General features: G+C 32.6%; 16 protein-coding genes. 14 read left to right on the top strand and 2 right to left on the bottom strand.

The window, feature by feature from the left end:
- The first annotated feature begins 6 nt into the window (after positions 1–6).
- The 10 genes from IPN70_04745 to IPN70_04790 all read left to right on the top strand — a co-directional run bounded on the left by IPN70_04745 (position 7) and on the right by IPN70_04790 (position 12858).
- On the top strand, positions 7–939 hold the full coding sequence (locus IPN70_04745) for a GDP-L-fucose synthase (protein QQS61163.1): 933 nt from the start codon (positions 7–9) through the stop codon (positions 937–939).
- The gene (locus IPN70_04750; GenBank protein ID QQS61164.1) at positions 908–2074 is read left to right on the top strand and encodes a glycosyltransferase; all 1167 of its coding nucleotides are present in this window, start codon (positions 908–910) and stop codon (positions 2072–2074) included. Before IPN70_04745 ends, IPN70_04750 begins: the two co-directional genes overlap by 32 nt.
- Positions 2071–2934, top strand: a complete 864-nt coding sequence (locus tag IPN70_04755; protein QQS61165.1) for a class I SAM-dependent methyltransferase — start codon at positions 2071–2073, stop codon at positions 2932–2934. Before IPN70_04750 ends, IPN70_04755 begins: the two co-directional genes overlap by 4 nt.
- On the top strand, positions 2921–3988 hold the full coding sequence (locus IPN70_04760) for a glycosyltransferase (GenBank protein QQS61166.1): 1068 nt from the start codon (positions 2921–2923) through the stop codon (positions 3986–3988). Before IPN70_04755 ends, IPN70_04760 begins: the two co-directional genes overlap by 14 nt.
- 94 nt (positions 3989–4082) lie before the next feature.
- Positions 4083–6182, top strand: a complete 2100-nt coding sequence (locus IPN70_04765; GenBank protein ID QQS61167.1) for a hypothetical protein — start codon at positions 4083–4085, stop codon at positions 6180–6182.
- Positions 6183–6195: 13 nt separating this feature from the next.
- Complete coding sequence (locus IPN70_04770; GenBank protein ID QQS61168.1) at positions 6196–8445, top strand: hypothetical protein; 2250 nt, start codon at positions 6196–6198, stop codon at positions 8443–8445.
- 6 nt (positions 8446–8451) lie between these two features.
- Positions 8452–9765 carry a hypothetical protein gene (locus IPN70_04775; GenBank protein ID QQS61169.1) on the top strand — a complete coding sequence of 438 codons (1314 nt, stop codon included), beginning with the start codon at positions 8452–8454 and terminating at the stop codon, positions 9763–9765.
- A gap of 189 nt (positions 9766–9954) precedes the next feature.
- Positions 9955–10674 carry a hypothetical protein gene (locus IPN70_04780; protein QQS61170.1) on the top strand — a complete coding sequence of 240 codons (720 nt, stop codon included), beginning with the start codon at positions 9955–9957 and terminating at the stop codon, positions 10672–10674.
- Positions 10675–10798: 124 nt separating this feature from the next.
- Positions 10799–11521 (top strand): CHAP domain-containing protein, encoded by a 723-nt coding sequence (locus IPN70_04785; GenBank protein ID QQS61171.1) that lies wholly within the window; start codon positions 10799–10801, stop codon positions 11519–11521.
- A gap of 32 nt (positions 11522–11553) precedes the next feature.
- Complete coding sequence (locus tag IPN70_04790; GenBank protein QQS61172.1) at positions 11554–12858, top strand: hypothetical protein; 1305 nt, start codon at positions 11554–11556, stop codon at positions 12856–12858.
- A 666-nt stretch (positions 12859–13524) separates the two neighbouring features.
- Here IPN70_04790 and IPN70_04795 read toward each other — a convergent pair.
- Positions 13525–14445 carry a hypothetical protein gene (locus IPN70_04795; GenBank protein ID QQS61173.1) on the bottom strand — a complete coding sequence of 307 codons (921 nt, stop codon included), beginning with the start codon at positions 14443–14445 and terminating at the stop codon, positions 13525–13527.
- 78 nt (positions 14446–14523) lie between these two features.
- Between IPN70_04795 and IPN70_04800 the strand changes: the two genes are divergently transcribed.
- Positions 14524–14799 (top strand): hypothetical protein, encoded by a 276-nt coding sequence (locus IPN70_04800; GenBank protein QQS61174.1) that lies wholly within the window; start codon positions 14524–14526, stop codon positions 14797–14799.
- Positions 14800–14853: 54 nt separating this feature from the next.
- Here IPN70_04800 and IPN70_04805 read toward each other — a convergent pair whose 3' ends face one another.
- Positions 14854–15117 carry a hypothetical protein gene (locus IPN70_04805; protein QQS61175.1) on the bottom strand — a complete coding sequence of 88 codons (264 nt, stop codon included), beginning with the start codon at positions 15115–15117 and terminating at the stop codon, positions 14854–14856.
- A gap of 924 nt (positions 15118–16041) precedes the next feature.
- Between IPN70_04805 and IPN70_04810 the strand changes: the two genes are divergently transcribed.
- The 3 genes from IPN70_04810 to IPN70_04820 all read left to right on the top strand — a co-directional run bounded on the left by IPN70_04810 (position 16042) and on the right by IPN70_04820 (position 18814).
- Positions 16042–17289, top strand: coding sequence for an ATP-binding protein (locus IPN70_04810; GenBank protein ID QQS61176.1), 1248 nt, complete (start codon positions 16042–16044; stop codon positions 17287–17289).
- Positions 17290–17535: 246 nt separating this feature from the next.
- Positions 17536–18117 carry a hypothetical protein gene (locus IPN70_04815; GenBank protein ID QQS61177.1) on the top strand — a complete coding sequence of 194 codons (582 nt, stop codon included), beginning with the start codon at positions 17536–17538 and terminating at the stop codon, positions 18115–18117.
- Positions 18107–18814 (top strand): nucleotidyl transferase AbiEii/AbiGii toxin family protein, encoded by a 708-nt coding sequence (locus IPN70_04820; protein QQS61178.1) that lies wholly within the window; start codon positions 18107–18109, stop codon positions 18812–18814. The genes IPN70_04815 and IPN70_04820 overlap by 11 nt, the downstream gene beginning before the upstream one ends.
- The last annotated feature ends 302 nt before the right edge of the window (positions 18815–19116 follow it).

Genomic DNA, 19116 nt, shown 5'->3' on the forward strand with positions numbered 1-19116 from the left:
TTGTATATGGAAAAAAAAGCAAAAATTTTTGTTGCCGGACATACTGGATTAGTGGGCTCATCTATCGTAAGAAGATTAAAAAAGGAAAATTATAAGAATATAATCCTTTTGACAAAAGAGGAATTGGATCTTTTGGATCAGCATGCTGTACATAATTTTTTTCAGAAGGAAACGCCTGAATATGTTTTTTTATCTGCAGCAAAAGTTGGAGGAATTCTTGCAAATAAACAATACAAGGCAGATTTTATTTATGAGAATCTTCAAATTCAAAATAATATCATTCATTCTTCTTGGAAAAGTGGGGTAAAAAAACTTCTTTTTTTAGGAAGCTCTTGTATTTATCCAAAACTTTCTCCTCAGCCAATAAAAGAAGAATATCTTCTTACCGGACTATTAGAAGAAACAAATGATGCGTATGCTATTGCCAAAATTGCTGGAATAAAAATGTGTCAAAGTTTCAATGAACAATATAATACAAAATTTATTTCTGTAATGCCAACAAATCTTTATGGTCCAGGAGATAATTTTGACAAAGAAACATCTCACGTACTCCCTGCGATGATACGAAAATTCCATGAGGCAAAAGTAAACAACAAAAAAGAAGTTATTCTATGGGGGACAGGAACTCCAAAAAGAGAATTTTTGTATGTAGATGATTTAGCGGATGCTCTTGTATTCCTTATGAATACGTATGAAAATTCTGAAATTGTTAATATTGGTACAGGCAAAGATCTTTCTATCAAAGAACTTGCCAAGACAATAAAAGGAGTTGTAAATTTTTCTGGAAAGATTATTTGGGATACGGAAAAGCCCAATGGCACACCAAGAAAACTTCTAAATGTTTCTCGATTACACAAAATCGGTTGGAAGCATTCCATTGAACTCGAAGAAGGTATCCAAAGAACGTATGAGTGGTTTAGAAAGAGCTATGGAAAATAAAAAAAATATTGTCATTGTAGCTCATAAATTTCTTACTCAACCCGATGATGAATTAGTAAATTTTCTTAATCGGGAAAAGTTTGAAAATGTTCTTCATATACGACACAGCTTTTCAGATGCCAAAGATCGTTGTAGTTATTACACTTGGTACAAAAAGGGACAAATTCATAAAGAACAAAGAACGAAGGATTATAAGAATGTATTCGAACCTTTTTTATATGCCAAAGAAATATTTTTTACTTTGAAATGGATAGCATTTTCTTCTGTTAAATGGGATGTTTATATAGGGATGGATGGATTATGCGTTTTATTTGGAAATATTTTGCGATTTTTTGGAAAGATCCAAAAAACTATTTTTTGGGCCATTGATTTCGTTCCCGAATCTAGATTTCAAGAAGGAATAAAAAACAAAATATATCATCGTATTAATATTTGGGGATATAAAAATTCAGATGAAATGTGGGATCTTTCTCCTCGCATGGTAGAAGCAAGAGAGAAATTTCTTGGTATCAAAAAAGATGACTATCGAAAACACAAAGTTATTCCTTATGGCATGTGGACACAAGAAATACGCACATATTCTTTCGATGAATGTGAAAAAAATACTTTGGTTTTTATGGGACATCTATTAGAAAAACAAGGTGCTCAATTAGTAATAATGGCAATTTCAGAAATTATTAAAACTATACCAGACTTTCGATTCAAAATTATTGGAGATGGGAAGTATAAAAATGAACTGATTTCACTAGCAAAAGAAAAAAAGGTTTCAAAATATTGTAATTTTATGGGAAAGATTGATGATATTCGAAAATTAGAAGATGAGGTAGCAAAGTCTGCTATTGCTATCGCACCATACATTAAGAAACTTGATACATGGACTTATTATGCTGATCCTGGAAAAGTAAAGACGTATATTGCATGTGGCGTACCCCTTCTTTTTACAGATGTTTCATGGAATGCTCGAGAAATACAAGAAAAAGGTTGTGGTTACGTTATTTCTGAAGATATACAAGAAATAACTGATAAAGTAGTAGAGTTTCTCAAGAAAGATATTAATCAACAATGTAGAGAAAAATGTCACGAATACGCAAAGTCATTTGATTATGAAAATATATTTAATAATTTACTTTTATGAAAAAACTAAATACTATTATTGATTTAAAAAAAGCCTCCCTAGATAAAAATGGTATCTGGGTAACAGATATTAAATTAGGAAAAGATGTGAGTATTTCCAAAGAAGCGTGGGAAAATATTTATAATTTTAATCTTGACGAATTAAGAAAAGATAAAAAAGATTTTATTGATAATAAATTGAAAGATCATATTTCTTATATAAAAGATACATATAAATTTAATGAAAAAACTATTTATTTAGAAATCGGTTGCGGACCCGCTCATATCGGAGAATATTTAATGGAAAAACACGACGTTACTTTCGTTGGCGTTGATTTTAATTATCCGATGTTGCTTAGCCTTCAAGCACACTTAAAAGAAAAAGGTTTTAAGAAATACATTCTTATTCATTCAGATATAACAAAGATGCCGATTCTGGGTGATTCAATAGATTATATTTATGGAGGAGGTGTCATAGAACACATGAGTGATACATTGGGTATTTTAAAAGAATTGAGACGAGTTCTTAGAAAAGATGGTGTAGTTTTTAATACTATTCCAGCTTTTAATTTATTTTGGTTGTCACGTTTTTATAATAACATTCCTTATAACCCAATATTAAAATCATTTTTCGAGTATGTTCATATTAAAATATTAAAGGGGGAAATTTTAAAGAAGTATTATGGCTATGAATTAAGTTATACTCTAAAACAATTATATAAACTTCATAGATCTCTTAAATTTCAAAATATCACACAAAAACCATTTGCTTTTTATCCATCGGAAAAAAAAGTCAAAAACAAACTATTAAGACGTTTATGTTACAAGATAAGTTTAAATTCTTTTACTAGTCCCGTTTATTGTGTTTATGCAAAAAAATAAGTTAAACATTATTTATCATATCCCTTCCCTTGATACTATTTATGCCGGAAGAACGATCTATAATGGGTATAAAAATGCTTTTGAAGATTTAGGACATACATTTATTCCTTTCACAGCAAATGATAGTCAGAAAGAATTATTTGAGAAAATTGTTCCTGATATTTTTATTACATCTCTTAACGCCTATAATTTGAAATATCTTGATCTTTCCCTTCTCAAAAAACAAAAAAAGAAAGGTATGAAAGTTTTCATAAATACTCCTTTTTGGACATCACCCCTCTCTAAAATGAGGATAAATGAAGCGCCAAGTCTTTCTGAAAATAAAGAATATGTGCAACTCATTCAATCTGGAACGTATGGGAATGTTTACTTTAATTCATGCGAGGAAGGAGATTTGAGAATGGAAGGATTTGAAAAAATTACAGGATATAAACATCATACTATACCACTTGCCGGGGATAAAACCCTTCATCATCCCGAATATTCCAAAAATTTTTTGGCTGACATTTCTTATATCGGAACCTATCTTCCAGAAAAACGCGATTTTTTCAAAAAAATAATATTTCCACTTCAGAAAAAATATAACATAAAACTTTACGGACAAGATTGGACTTTAAAAGATAGGGTATTGGGATTTACTCAAAAAGTTGGTCAGTATTATAATGTTCCATACTTTAGATCTTTCCAAAAACCAAAACTCCAACTTGAGGATGAGCGAAAAATCTACTCATCTTCCACCATTTCCATAAATGTTCATGAAAAGTATCAAAAAAAATTTGGAGGAGATTGTAATGACAGAACATTTAAAGTTCCTTTGTGTGGAGGATTTGAGATAACGGATGATGTCGCATGTATACGAAAATATTTCAGAGAAGGTGAGGAAATAATCATTGCAAAAAATGATGATGATTATGTACAAAAATTAGAATATTATCTGAAAAATCCAGAAAAAAGACGAGAAATTATAGAAGCGGGGAGAAAGCGAGTTTTAAAAGAGCATACATATCACGCTAGAATAGAAGATTTTATAAAACTTTTTACTGATATGCTATAACAAAAAAATTATCAATTTGTATATGCTTTTTAAATTTAAAAGAATATTTTTTTGGGTTTTCCCATTTTTAGTGAGCTCCGTTTTTATATATTTTTTGAATTATAAATTACAGGATGGCTTTCTTGTAGTTCACGATAGTCCTGTATATCATGATAAAGTTAGGGCGGATAAAGAATTTTTTTTTCTTTGGAATGAGGGTAATTTTGGTTTTGCTGATTTTTTGTGGCAAGGAACAGCCTTTTTTCCCCGAAGTATATCATTTTTTTTGTTTGAGGCGGGTTTTAATTCAAAAAATGTTCAGCTAATTTTGTATTTTGTAGCTATAAATTTTATTTGGTATTTTTCTTGGTGGTCATTTAAAGGGATATATAATATTCTTGATTTTAAAAATGTTAATAAGCAATCATTTTTAGCAGCAACTTTCTACACGTTTAATTTATACATGATAATAACATGGCACGCAGGAATTTCTGATTTTTTATTTATTCTTTTTGCTATAGCACCTCTGATTCTTAAATTTTTTATAAAGACATTATTATTTGATAATACGAAAATTATTTATCAAGGAATAACATTTGGATTATTTATATCTTTCTTAGTAAATACGGGACCATTTTTCTTAGCAATGTTTTTACCTTTTTTAGTTTCATATCTAGTAGTTACTTCCCTAAAAGGATTCTCTATATTTTTTTATAAAATTAAATTATTAATAATATCTTTTTTTGTTGTTATATTTCTAGCAGCTCCTTTTATTTTACTTCTTTTTCTTGCTCATGGATATACAGATAAATATTGGATAGAAAGTACCTCAAATGCCTTTATTTTTTCTGATGCTGGATTAGATGGTATTTTTAGGCTTTTTCTTGAATACTTTTTTGATAAAATATGGTTTGGAAGATTTTTTCATTCTTATTATCCTTATTATGAATCATGGCTAGCCATAGGGTCTATATATACTTTGTGGATATGCGGTTTATTTGGTATGTTTTATAATTTTAAAAACAAAACCATAAAGGATAAGTATTTCATTATTTTTATTATATTTTCTTTACTGATCGCTCTTTTTATGGCAAAGGCAAATCAATTGCCATTAGGAAGTCTGAATGAATATCTTTATGAAAAAGTACCAGTTCTCGCTCTTTTTAGAACACCAGATACTAAATTCGGATTACCAATTATTTTAATCTTATCTTTAATTATTGGATATTTCACCTTGTTGTATAGAAAAAATAAGTTAGTTATTTCTTTCATATCTTTTTTGATTATTTTGCAAGTAGGAATATTTTTTTCAGGCATTCCTATTATTGAAAAAAGAATAGGCGATGGATTTCAAAGAATTGTAGTTATTCCGGAGGAGTATAAAAATATAGCAAATATTTTAAATAGAGATCGTCTCGACGGATCTATTTTCATGTGCCCAGATGAAAGTTTTTTTACTAATTTTGATTATGGTAACGGATTTGGTCTTAATGGTCCTGATATTTTAGGAGAAATTATAGAAAGGCCGGTTATCTATGGTAATGGACTGACTTTTGGAAGATCATTGAAGAAATACAATTTTATCAACAATGGATCCGATGTTGATTTAATGAATATTCGATATTTCCTTATCAGAAAAGATATTATTAAGAATAATAAAGAATTATCTTGCGAAGAAATTTATTTTAATAATTCTTTAAAAGAGATTTATAATTCATCGGTTGGAACATTGTTTATAAATAAGCTTGATAATGAAAATTCTAATGTTATTTTTTCTGATAAAGATAATAATGTAATTGTTCATAAAGTTAGCCCTTTAAAATACGAAATTAAGGTATCTCACTTAAGTAAAAAAACTGATGTGGAATTCTTACAATCTTTTCATGATGGTTGGAAATTTTATCCTGGTACTGACTGGTCTATTTTTAACGTTCTATGGAAGAAGGATTTCTTCCAAGATACTCATAGAGTTTTTAATGGTTATGCAAATAAATGGACTATTGATCCTAAATATATAAAAGAAAATTTTCCGAAAGATTCTTGGGAAGAAAATCCTGATGGAAGTATTAATGTTGCTTTATCACTTTATTTTAAACCCCAATCATATTTTTATGCTAGCGTTCTCATATCCGGGATTTCTTTTTTTGCTTGCATTTCTTATTTAATATTTTTCTTTATAAAAAGAAAAAAAATAAATAGTAATGTTTCAATTTAAGAAAATAAATTTTATGATTTTTAATAAAAAACTCACATCTAAATTTCTCGAACAATTTTTTTGTTTTGGATTAATTTTTAGTATTGCATTTTTGTTAAACTCTTTCCCTTCCGAATCTATAGTTGCTGGTGGAGATTTTTATCAATTATTAAAACCTTCCGAACATTTTTCTCAGTATTTTTATGTATGGTTTAATCAACATGGTCAAGGACAGCTCAACACTATTTCTCCCGCGTACCCATTTTATACATTATTAGCCATTCTTGATTTTATAGGAATGAATACAGATACAATTTCAAGCTTTTATATTTTTTTTATTCTTTATGGTTCTTATTTAGGATTTTTTTTATCGATACGCTGGATTTATCCAGAAATAAAGAAATATGAAAGGATTGGATTTAGTTTATTCTATTCTCTTAATTATTTTACTTTTTCTATTTTTACGTATCCATGGGGGTTTTCTCATCATTTTCTTTTTTACATTTTTATACCCCCTTTAATAATTCTTTTTTTAAAAATATTCTTTATTAAAAAAATTGATATAAAATATTTTATAATCTTTTGGCTTATTTTTCTTATTTCAACTATTTCTTATTCTAATATAGCATTTCTAGCCTCTTTATTTTTTATTCAATCTATTTTATTTTTTATATTCTTAAAAGAATTTCCTCTTGAAAATATAGTGAAGAAAATTTTTATTTTCGTATTTATATACATAGCAACTTTTGGCTATTTTTTAGGAATTATTTTTAGTAGTAATAATAAGGAAACAGAAGGAAAACTTTCCGATAGCGTTGTGTTCGGAGGCGATATCACGAGATTTCTAAAAGAAACATCTAATACTATTTTGAATATATTGTCTTTAGATATAAATAATGGAAATTTTTACTCTTTTTTTATATATATTTTTGCATTTCTTATTTCTTTATTCGTGTTTTTCTTCTATAAGAGAAATGGTATTTCTCTTATAAGGAAGTCAATAATTCTCGGTTTGATAACTTGTTTTTTAATATTAATCTTTTTAACAATTCGTTTGGAAGAACCTTTTAAAAATATAAATACATTACTTTATACAAAATTATTAATTATTTTTAGATCACCTGACAAAATATTTGTTTTCATTCCTTTTTTCTTTTTTATAATTTTAACAGGAATCATCTCACATTTAAGATTGAATAAGATTAAATTAATGATCATTTTTACCATCTTAGCAATTCCTTCTTATCTTTTTTATGACGGTTCTATTGAAAAAAAACTAAGAGAAACTGATAAAAGACATAGCTATATCGTAAATATTCCCTCGGAATATAAAAAAGTAAGTATGCTTATTAATAAAAGTCATGAATCCACCTCAATTATCTCACTTCCTTATTCAGTAACTAACTCTATAAATTGGTCTGATTATCAGAAATGGAATTTTATAGGACATGACATTCTTTATCTTTTTTATAATAAAAATTATATATCCGCAAATTCTTTTGATCATCCTTCTTTTGAAACAAAATTTTCTTTTAAGGAGTATGAGAACTCCAAAGTTATTGATATCGAAAAATTTGAAAAGATTCTTCAAAAATTTAGCGCACAATATATTATTTTTCACAAGGATGTTCAAGTAGGAAAATTGAAAAATTCAACACTAACTCAAGAGACACTTTCTATTCTTGAATCAAATAATTTTTTAAATTTATTAGAATCAAATGATTTTTTTGATCTATATTCCTTAAAAGAAGGCTATATCAAACCTATTATTTCAGTTAAAGATGTTAATTTAGATTTTGTAAAAATAAATCCTTCTCAATACAGAATAAAAATAAAAAATATATCAGCTTTAGCCTTTTTTGAGTTTCATCAATCATTCAATACTCAATGGAAATTGTATTCAGAAGATTTTTTATCAAAGGATAACTGTTTAGATCATAAAGAATATAAGGGATTTAATACGAATGAATGTATTATAAATGAAAGATTTTTTTACTATAAAGATTTTTTAAAATTATTTAAAAATAGCTTTTTTGAAGAATCTCATGAAATGATTAATGATTATGCCAATCAGTGGACTATTAATCCCAAGTATATAAAAGAAAATTTTCCGAAAGATTCTTGGGAAGAAAATCCTGATGGAAGTATTAATGTTTCAATGACTCTTTATTTCAAGCCTCAATCATATTTTTATCTTGGGATGTTTATTTCTAGCATAATCCTTATTGGCTGTATTGGATATTTGGGATATGATTTCTGGAAGGGGAGAAAAAAACTCTATTAAGAAAATATGCGATACCAAAAAATAGGAATTTTTTCAGCTTTATGCATCCTCGTAATAATTACGTATTATCGTTGGTTTTCTTTTTCATGGTTTGGTCTTGGGGATTGGAATATATATTTTTCTGAAAATTTACGAGAGTTTTCACTACTTTCTTTATGGAATACAAGTTTAGGTTTTGGAGTTTTGGATGTGATCGTTTGGAAAATTCCTTATAGTCTCCTTATCTCCTTATTTGGATTTCTTGGTTTTGATTCAAATATTTCGGATAAATTTCTCATTCTGATTCCTTTGGCATTCTTTTCTTTATTTGCACCTTTTATCCTCTTGAAGAAAATTGTTCGATCAAATATTTCCGCGTTTATAGGAGCATTTATTTTTGCATATTCCAGTTATTTTCTTGCTATCCATACGCATGGTCACCAACATCTTTCTATGGCAAGTGTATGGGGCGTATTCGCTCTTTATTTTTGTATACGTTTGGTAGAGGAGAGGCGGATAGAGTGGGCGGTGCTGGGGGGGATGATACTTGCGATTTCCGGATATTATGATTTTCGATTTGCCTATATTTTCTTTTTTATATGCGGTGGGTTTCTCTTGGTTTCGTGGGTGAAAGAGGTGAGAGGAGAAAATATGAAAGTAAAGAGCAGGGAGTCTTCTTCTCTCCCTTTGCTAAAAGGGAGTACCCGAGTCATCGAGGGGGAGGGATTTGTATCTCAGATGGGGAAAATCCCCCTCAATCCCCCTTTTCCTAAGGGGGAGGAAGACGGAGGGGAAGGAGATTCGATCACAATGACGGGGGAAAGAAAGAATGTATGGAATCTTTTTTGGATGAGTACGGTGTTTGTACTGGTATTTGCTGGACTCAATGTTTTTTGGATTTTACCTTTTGCTACGGCAGGGGCTATGTCAGAAAATGCAGGAGTGGGACGAGATCTTTTTGGTAATGATTATTTCGAACTTCAAGAAGCACTCTTTCTCTCGCATCCTTTCTGGACAGGGTATGGAGTTGAGTGGATGTCCAATCAACCAACTCCATGGTGGCTTACTATTTTGGGAATCTTAGCTTTTGCAGGTTTCTGGGTAGGAAGAAAAAATCCATATGTAGTATTTTTCGCTCTCATTGCTCTCATCGGAATATTTTTGGGTAAACAAGTCGATCCTCCCTTTGGAAACTCGTATTACTGGCTCTATGAGAATCTCCCGGGCTTCAATGCCTTTCGTGAAGCTTCCAAATTTTATGTACTCATTGCTCTGGGCTACTCCGTCGGCCTCGCCTCCCTCATCAACTGGCTTTTACCGAAAGAGGGAAGTGAAAAATAAAGAAGTTTAACAAAAAATTAAGAATGCAAAAATTCCTCTCTAGCTCTCCCTTTGCCAAAAGGGAGTACTCCTAAGGGGGAGGGATTTGTATAAATTTCAAGCTCTAAGAAAAATTGTTGAATCTGCCTTTTCTTACTTTGACAAAATCTCAAACACTAGTTATATTTCCTATAATTAAGCATCAAATCTATGAAACAACTTTCTACTCGAACCATCGCTATTATTACCCTTATAGCCATTGCCTTTCTAGCATTAGGAGTTTTTGTGATGCAAAAAGTTTACAACACACCTCTTCCTGTTGTAGAGAATGAAGTTGAGCAAAAAGAAAATCCGAAAACAAATGATGAAACCTTCATTACTGACGTTGATATGAATGTAGAGAATTGGCAAACAAAAGAAACGGAATTTTTTACTATTAAATTTCCGAAGGAGTGGTATTTCTTTCAAACAAACTATGATACGATGGGATATAACTCATACGTTATTACAAACAATCCAAATTTCGATATTAGTAAATATCCAGACATTAGTATTGGAGTGGGGAGGATCTATCCTTTGGATCTGATGAATGAAACAGAAATTGTAATTTCATCAAACTATCTTGGGGATGCTACTGCTAATTCAGGAACGTCTTTGGATTACATAGAATATATGATCAATAGTATGAGGGAATACGTAGGTTTTACCGTTGCATGTCAATATATGTCGAGTATGGACAGTATCCCTCTTGCTACGTATTGCTCATTTACAGATGAGGATAATAAGCAAAGAGTTGGAACGTATTATGCTTCTTATCCAATACGTACGTTTGGATTCTCTGCTCGTGTGAAAAAGGAAAATAATATGGTTTTAGAAAAAATATTGGAGGGTATTGTACAAAATTATTCTGTAACTGTTTCATATCGGTAGGAAATTATTGGTTTTTCCGCTTCTTAATCACCTCATCTAAACATGATGGGGTTATCTATGAAACGGTAATATCCGTTTCTCAAAAAACATTTGATCTTTAACAATTCGAAAGAGGACTTTCTCCATGAAACTGTTAGCGCAAGGCGTATTGAGTGTATTCTTAGTATTGTCCAGTCTGGGTGCAGTCGCCGGAACGAATGAGTGCTACGGCTACACGTCTACAACGAATCATTTCCCATGCCTTTATCCAACTGGCAACTGCACCTGGTGGGCAGCATATATGCGCCCCGATATTGCAGAAGTGATCACCGGAAGCGGATGGGATGGTGGAAATTGGATCAACAAGCTCAATGGAATGATTCCTGTTGGTTCCGTTCCTGGAGTTGGGGCAATCGTGGAGTTCGATGGGCACGTTGCCTTCGTAACGAACGTGTTGGATGGGGGTGCATTTCGTGTTTCGGAAATGGATGCTACTGGAAAATTGGGTAATGGTTTGCAATACGCCACCTACTACCCAGGTAGTAGTAATACCTATCATCGCAATACCGATCGCGGATCTGATGTTAAAGGGAGTTGGATCCTCAAAGGTTTCATTTACGCTGAAGATCCCGCAATTATTCCTGGCAATCAATTCTCGATCCGTCATGTGGGAAATTATGGTTGGTATCCAGCATACAGCTCGTGCATTCATGCCGAGTCATGGTATGGATTTAATAATGATAAAAAGATCGTAAGGATCTATCGCTATTCCAACCACAACCCGTGTCAATGGATCTACGAAACACTTTATCCGAAAGAGGTCAGTTACAATGCACTCTTCGGAAATGCTAATGCGTGCTATCAATAAGACGCAAAACGACCATTTGAGAGGTGCTAATCGTGAAAACGAAACGATTCTTTGAAGTAGTAATTACTTCCATTTTCCTCTTTGCTTTCGCAAGCGTTTACGCTTCCGATTGCGGAGAATTCGCAACTATCTCTGTTCCAAGTTCGGGCGGAGGATATGTGAGTGGAGGCGATGGCTACATCCCACCCCAAAATCCAACTCCCACAGACCCTGTCAATCTTACCCAAGATACTGACATTCTTGGTGCTGACGGCAATGAACTCTATGCTGGACGTGACTCAATCCTTTCTGGAATGAAAGTAAAAGTCCGCGTTGCAGTGCAAGCTGAAGGAGGGGATGCAGGAAACTGGAAAACGAGAAACGATGCCGACACTATAGACATCGCTTACTCCGTAAGTTCCAATGATGGTCCTTGGACTCAGTTTGATACTGGGTACATTACCATTTCTAAACTTGATGAGGGACAAACTATCACGGAAACGAAGGAATACACTATTCCAAATGGCATCTCTTCGATTGCATTTCGCACAGAAACCGATTATCGAGATGAAGTCGAAGAATATGATGAAGGAGATAATACCAGTCGCGTAGAACGATTTGAGATTTCAAATCTCAAACCTGACTACAGCATCACTGATGTTTTCTTCTCTGATCCCAGTACAGGAGCCATATACCGAAATGGTGCAATACTCTTAGAAGATAGAGAGTGGTATCCCTATTGTGAGATAATGAGCACAGGAGAAATCAATGCTCCTATCAACGTAGAAGTTTCTCACCGTATGGATGGAACAGAAAGAGATACTGATACGCTAGGAATAGATGATATTTCTTTGGGACAAACATATCGTGAAGTCGTCTGGAGCAAATGGAAACTGGGAAATACAGGAACACGTACCTATACGTGCTGTGTAGATTCCAAAGGTTGGCTTCCAGAACTCAATGAGAGCAATAATTGCAAGAGTGCACTCTTTACGATAGTTCCATGGAAACCTAGTATCACCATCACTGATCTCTGGGTAGACTATGATGGAAAAGTAGTTCGTAATGGTGGAACAGGGAGCAAAGGGAAACGTTATCATCCTAATGTTACCTTCACCAATACGGGAAACAAAACAATGTCATGTGGTGCTGAAGCGAAGTACTACATCAATTCTAACTCCTATCGTGATCGTGATACTGTTGGTATTCTGGGAGTAGGAGGTATCGGGCACGAGAGAGTTGATAACGACAATATCAAACTTGGAGATGGAGGATGGAGATCCTATCGTGTTACTCTCCAATCTAGCTGTGGAGAGTTTCCTACAGTGGAAAGAACGATGAGTTTCTATCTTCGATGATTCTCAAGAGACTTCCCGCAAGGACGCGGGAAATACTGAAATGATTTATTATGATAGATATACCAGCTTTGGAAGGGGCTGGTTTTTTTTGTTTTTTTTCGCATCATTACTCATCGAACCGGCTTTTACCTCCCTCCCATCATCCGAAAGAGGGAAGGAAATAAAAAATGCTTTATAGCGGTATTTTTCACAAACACTTGACGTAGAAAGGTTATATATATCCATAAAGCATGTATATGCTTTATGGACTAAAGGTTATAAATTATATAACATCTAGTGCATGATATTAAAAAAGCTTTATAGAAGCATTTCTTATAAACATATGAAAAATGCTAATATAATAGCATATTTCATGCAGGAGATGTCTTTTAGGAGGAAATTTAGCAAAGAGATCGTGCTCTCCTAAAATTTGGATTACATTCCAAAAATTTACTTTTACACTTATTATAGCTTATATAAAGCGTTATATTTATAAAAAAATTTCAGATAATCTCAAAAAGAAAATATTATTTTTATGACCTTGGTATTCACAATGCAATTCTTATTGATTTTTTTTGAAAATTCTCGATGATATACTACAAAGCTTTCATTTGGGAACTCTTAGAAAACGCAAGCAACCTCGGAACTGATACCTATATGAAATGGACAGAGGATAGCGATGCTTAACTAAGTAGTTCCTAGCTCCCGAAGTATACACACTTCGGGAGTTTTTAATTTTTCAAGAATCTCTTTTGCAGGATAGGCGCAGTTTAATTGTTTCGTGTTGGATATTTCTTTGATAAAAGCAATACAACTATCAGGCAATAATAATAGAGTCTTGTCCATATCACTCAGGATGCTTAATGCCTTATTGCGAACGTCCGGTGCTCCGTATTGTAGCAAAGATACGAGAGTTTTTGTAAGTAAAATTTTCATTTCTTGGGACATGCCTGTGATACAAGGAATGAGCTGTCGTAGTAAAATATTCGTACAATCTCTATAAAGTTTTTTTCTAAGAAGATATAAAATATTTTCTAATAGAACAGGATCTTTATAGATCCATTGTAGCGCTATTCCAGCATCAATAGATCCGTTCTCCACAAGATTGATAAGATCGCTAGTTTTATCAGTACACAATTTTTGCACATCCTGTTCTATTGATCGTAGTATAGGATCTTTTGAGAAAAAAATAGTATCGTCCCGTTCTAATCCAAGATTACCTCCATTGGCATATAGACTATCTGTGCGTCTTTGATGTGTATTTATTATAGCAATTACTTCTCTAAACCATTTTGGAGTTTGTAGGTGAGATTTTCTGGATAGGTCTGGATTATTACTCTTTTTGGAGTACAAATCAATCGTCAAAACAGTTTCTAATGTATTGTTATGTTGATATAGAGGATTCATTATTTCTGCATTATATCCTCGAACGTTGTAGTATTCCCATATTTCTTTCTCAGCACGGTTATATTCTGTAGTAGAATATTTTGATCCGATAATAAGACTACTCAGATCCATTGCAAAAGTTATAGGACAAGGATATTTATTTTTTTGATGATGCCATACTTCAATATCTAATAGCACATATTCAAGCTTAATATTTTGCATATTCCACTTTTAACAATTGATATCTCTAGTATAGAACATAGAGGTTACTGTCGGATAGTATCTCTTATATTCTCAACAATGAAGCACTCTTTCTCTCGCATCCTTTCTGGATGGACAGGGTATGGAGTACAGCGGATGTCCAATCAACCGACTCCTTGGTGGCTTACTATTTTGGGAATCTTAGCTTTTGCGGATTTCTGGGTAGGAGTTTTCCCTCGTCATCGCGAGTCCGCCGACTGGCGGAGAAGCGATCCAGAAGGAAAGGAAAATGCATGGATTGCCACATCGCAGATTCCTCGCAATGACACTCCCTTCCTCATCAACTGGCTTTTACCAAAAGAAAGAATGAAATGAAAAAAGAAAAAGTATAAAAAAGAATAAAAACCACCTCTTCGGTGGTTTTTATATTTACTTTGTAAAGAATTGTTTTTGACCAAATTTTTCTTCGTATTTTTTCAAAAGTTTTTCTTGATCTTTTGCACTAAGTTGAGCAGCTTTTTCTATGATTTTCTTTTGTTTAGAAGAAGACATAGCAGAAAAATGCTCCTCTTGTTTTGGAGAGGTTTTATGCGTTGTTTTGGAGTAGTTTAAAATTTTTTCGATAATGATTTTTCGATGTTCTTTGATAAAAATTTTTGCTTGTTCGGCAATATTGGATTCTTCTTTATTCATAGTTACATTATACTAAAGAAGTAACTTTTTGATAAGAAAGACCGTCTTCAATGCCTTTCGTGAAGCTTCCAAATTCTAACTCTGGGGGCTACTCCGTCGGCCTCACCTCCCTCATCAACTGGCTTTTACCGAAAGAGGGGAGAAAATAAAGCCATGGTGACGGAGAATAAAATAAAACTTAAATATAATTTGACTTATGTTTAAGTTTGACTTAATGCATACTATAAAATAAGTAATTGAAAAAATATTCATACAATGCAAATTTAGATATATCTATTTATACATACAATGCTCAAAAAGTTATAAAAAGACACCTCGAGTAACTTTTGTTTTACTCTCAGATGGACCCTCTCCCGCTACGGCGGGAACGGAGGAAAAGGAAAGAATAAAAGAGAGGAAGAAGGGAATAGCGTTAAGAATAGTGTATTATATTGACCGAAATAGTATGTATTTACGTCAATATGCTAACCAAAACATAAAGAGAAAATGTAAACAAAATCCACGAAATAATATGATTTCGTGGATAGACAATCCTTGAAATTGACATATTTCGTGGATTCAGTCTTATGAATGGTATGAAATCAAGAAAATCCCTCCCCCTCGATGACTCGAGTACTCCCTTTTGGCAAAGGGAGAGAAGAAGTTTGGAATTCAAAGAGAGAGGAGGGAGATTTGTGTATCATCAGGGAAATAAAACGCTCCTCTCAAAAAAGATTTAGCAAGCTATAACAAAAGAGTATTCTTAAATTGTATTCGTTTCATTAGATTATTATTTTTCATAAACAAATGAAACGATACAATAGTCTATTTGAAAGTTTTCGAGTGTTTTTATATGTACTTTCCGTCTGAATTTTTCTTGACAAAACACTTTGTGAATATTAACATTACAAATGTTGATATTCTGTATTTTATAACATTAGGAGTATGACTTTTAAAAGAGATCTTTTGGAAGAGGTAGTGGCAGATCAGGCGCTTTCATTTGCATCACGTAATCGTGGGATAGCACGGTTGGTGAATTTTGACAATCACAAAAAATCTAAAATGATTACCGTTATATCTGGTGTTCGCCGAAGTGGAAAGTCTACACTCCTTTCGCAATTTTTCGATCTCTTGGGAGGTGGACATTATTTAAATTTCGATGACGAGCGCTTATCCGAATTTGTTTTGGAGGATTTTCGAACACTTCTCTCAATTTTTGATGGGAAAAAAGAATCAGATACTTTCTTTTTTGATGAAATTCAAAATGTTTCTGGGTGGGAACGATTTGTACGCCGTCTTCATGATGAGGGAAAAAAAGTATTTGTAACAGGATCGAATGCCACGCTTTTGAGTGGTGAGTTAGGAACACATTTAACTGGTCGGTATAAAAAAATAGAGTTATATCCATTTTCTTTTTCTGAATATATTTGTTTTAAAGAAATAAATATCACGGATAAAACATCGAAAAACTGTGCGAAAATTGTTAGAGGATTTGATGAATATGCAGAGATGGGTGGTTTTCCGGGATTTTTACTCGAGAACGACAGAGAAATTTTACAGAGAATTTATGAGGATATTCTCTATCGTGATCTTTTGGTACGATTTCAAATACGCGAAGTAGAGGCATTTCGTAAGTTAGCGTCATTTCTTTTTGCTAATGTAGGAAAAAACATTGGATATTCTTCTCTAAAAAATATTTTGGGTTTTGCAAGTGCTACATCGGTAAAGAATTACGTTTCTTTTTTGGAAGAGAGCTTTTTGCTTTTTGAAATGAGAAAATATGATGCGTCTCTCAAAAAACAATATGTCTCAGAGAAGAAAATATATGCTGTGGACAACGGACTTCGTAATGCCATTTCTTTTTCTGCTTCCGAGGATCGCGGTAGGATGTTGGAAAATGCGGTGTATATGGAACTGCGCCGACGTGGGAAAGACGTGTTTTTTTTCAAAGAAAAGCGAGAATGTGATTTTGTTGTTCGCAAGGGAATACGAATTGCTGAGGCGATTCAGGTCTGCGAGAATATTTCTGATCTAGAAACAAAAGATCGAGAGGTATCGGGACTTGTTGAAGCTATGAATGTATTGCATCTTTCTTCGGGAACGATTATCACTCGCTATGAAGAAGAAACAATTGAGATTGAGGGAAAAAAAATATACATTGTTCCAGCATGGAAGTGGTTTTTGGAGATATAATGTATTGCAAAAACGTTTACATTTTTACTCTCGTGGGAATACTTCTGGGCAAACAAGTGTCAGAACCTTTCTCCACACTTTACTCCTGGCTCTATGAAAACCTCCCATCATCCGAAAGAGGGAAGGAAATAAAAAAATGCTTTATAGCGGTATTTTTCACAAACACTTGACGTAGAAAGGTTATATATATTAAAGTATATATATGTTTTATGAACTAAAGGTTATAAATTATATAACATCTAGTGTATGATATTAAAAAAAAGCTTTATAGATTCTTTGTATCTTTCGCCTCAATCCGTCTTTTCTAGTAAAGAAATAGCTATTCTTACAAAAGAAGCCGATCCTCTTTCTCTCAAGTCAAAACTTGCCTATTATGTGCGTAGAGGAAAACTCGTTCGTTTGCGAAAAGGTTTTTATGCAAAACCAGAAAAATACGAAAAAAAAGAATTTGCCGTTCGTCTTTATACACCATCATATATCAGTTTTGAAACAGTTCTTGCGCAAGAAGGGATTATTTTTCAATATTACGCAACCATATTTGTTGCTAGTTATGTGTCTCGGGAGATACAGCTTTCCGATGCTACTTTTCGATATAGAAAAGTAAAGGATGCTATTCTTTTGAATAGAAAAGGTATCGTAGATAAAGATGGGTTTTTTGAGGCAAGTAAAGAAAGAGCTTTTCTAGACATGCTTTATAGTAATCCAAAATATTATTTTGATAATTTGCGATCGATCGATTGGGACGCGTGTTTTGATCTTGTTTCTTTGTATCAAAAAAAATCTCTCGAAAAAACACTTAAAGAATATTATAACTTGTATGCTAAATAGAGAAAAACACGAGCTTGTAATGACGCAAATACTCAAAGATGTGTATGCAGATACTTTTATAGGACCACTTCTGGGATTTAAAGGTGGCACCGCGGCATATTTATTTTATGGATTAGAAAGATTTTCTGTCGACTTGGATTTTGATCTTTTGGAGGTTTCGGAAGAGAAAAGAACTATCGTATTTGATCGCATTTCTCAGATTCTTCTTCAATACGGAACGATACGAGATTCACAACAAAAAGAAAATACTATTTTTTTACTTCTTTCTTATGGAGCAGGAGAATATGGCATAAAAGTTGAAGTAAATACCAGAAAGGTCGGATCTTTGTATGAAATGAAACAGTATTTTGGCATTCCAATGCTTGTTATGAAAAAAGAATCGATGTTTGCAAGTAAATTAATAGCGCTCATAGAAAGAAAAAAATTTGCGGCTCGAGATATGTATGATGTATATTATTTTCTAAAAAATAATTGGGATATTGATATTAATGTTTTGAATAAGTATGGAAAGAAAAACATTGTTTCTTTTTTGGATGAATGTATTCATTTTGTAGAAAATACCCCGGATAACTCTTTACTGGGAGGATTGGGAGAACTTGTCGAGGAAACGAAAAAAGACTTTATTCGAAATAAAATGAAGATGGAAATAGTTTTCTTTCTTTCCATTCGGAAAGAACAATACAAAAAGAGATACTAACTTTTTTAACAAAGAAAATTATTTGGATTTTATAAGTTGAAAGAAAGAAATGGAGGTTAGTAATAGTTCCTTTATGTACTCATTACTCTCCGGCTACTCCGTCGGCCTCGCATCCCTCATCAACTGGCTTTTACCGAAAGAGGGAAGTGAAAAATAAAGAAGTTTAACAAAAAATTAAGAATGCAAAAATTCCTCTCTAGCTCTCCCTTTGCCAAAAGGGAGTACTCCTAAGGGGGAGGGATTTGTATAAATTTCAAGCTCTAAGAAAAATTGTTGAACTTAGTATCGAAAAACTTGACGTA

It is taken from the genome of Candidatus Moraniibacteriota bacterium, assembly GCA_016699795.1.
Lineage (GTDB): Bacteria > Patescibacteriota > Minisyncoccia > Moranbacterales.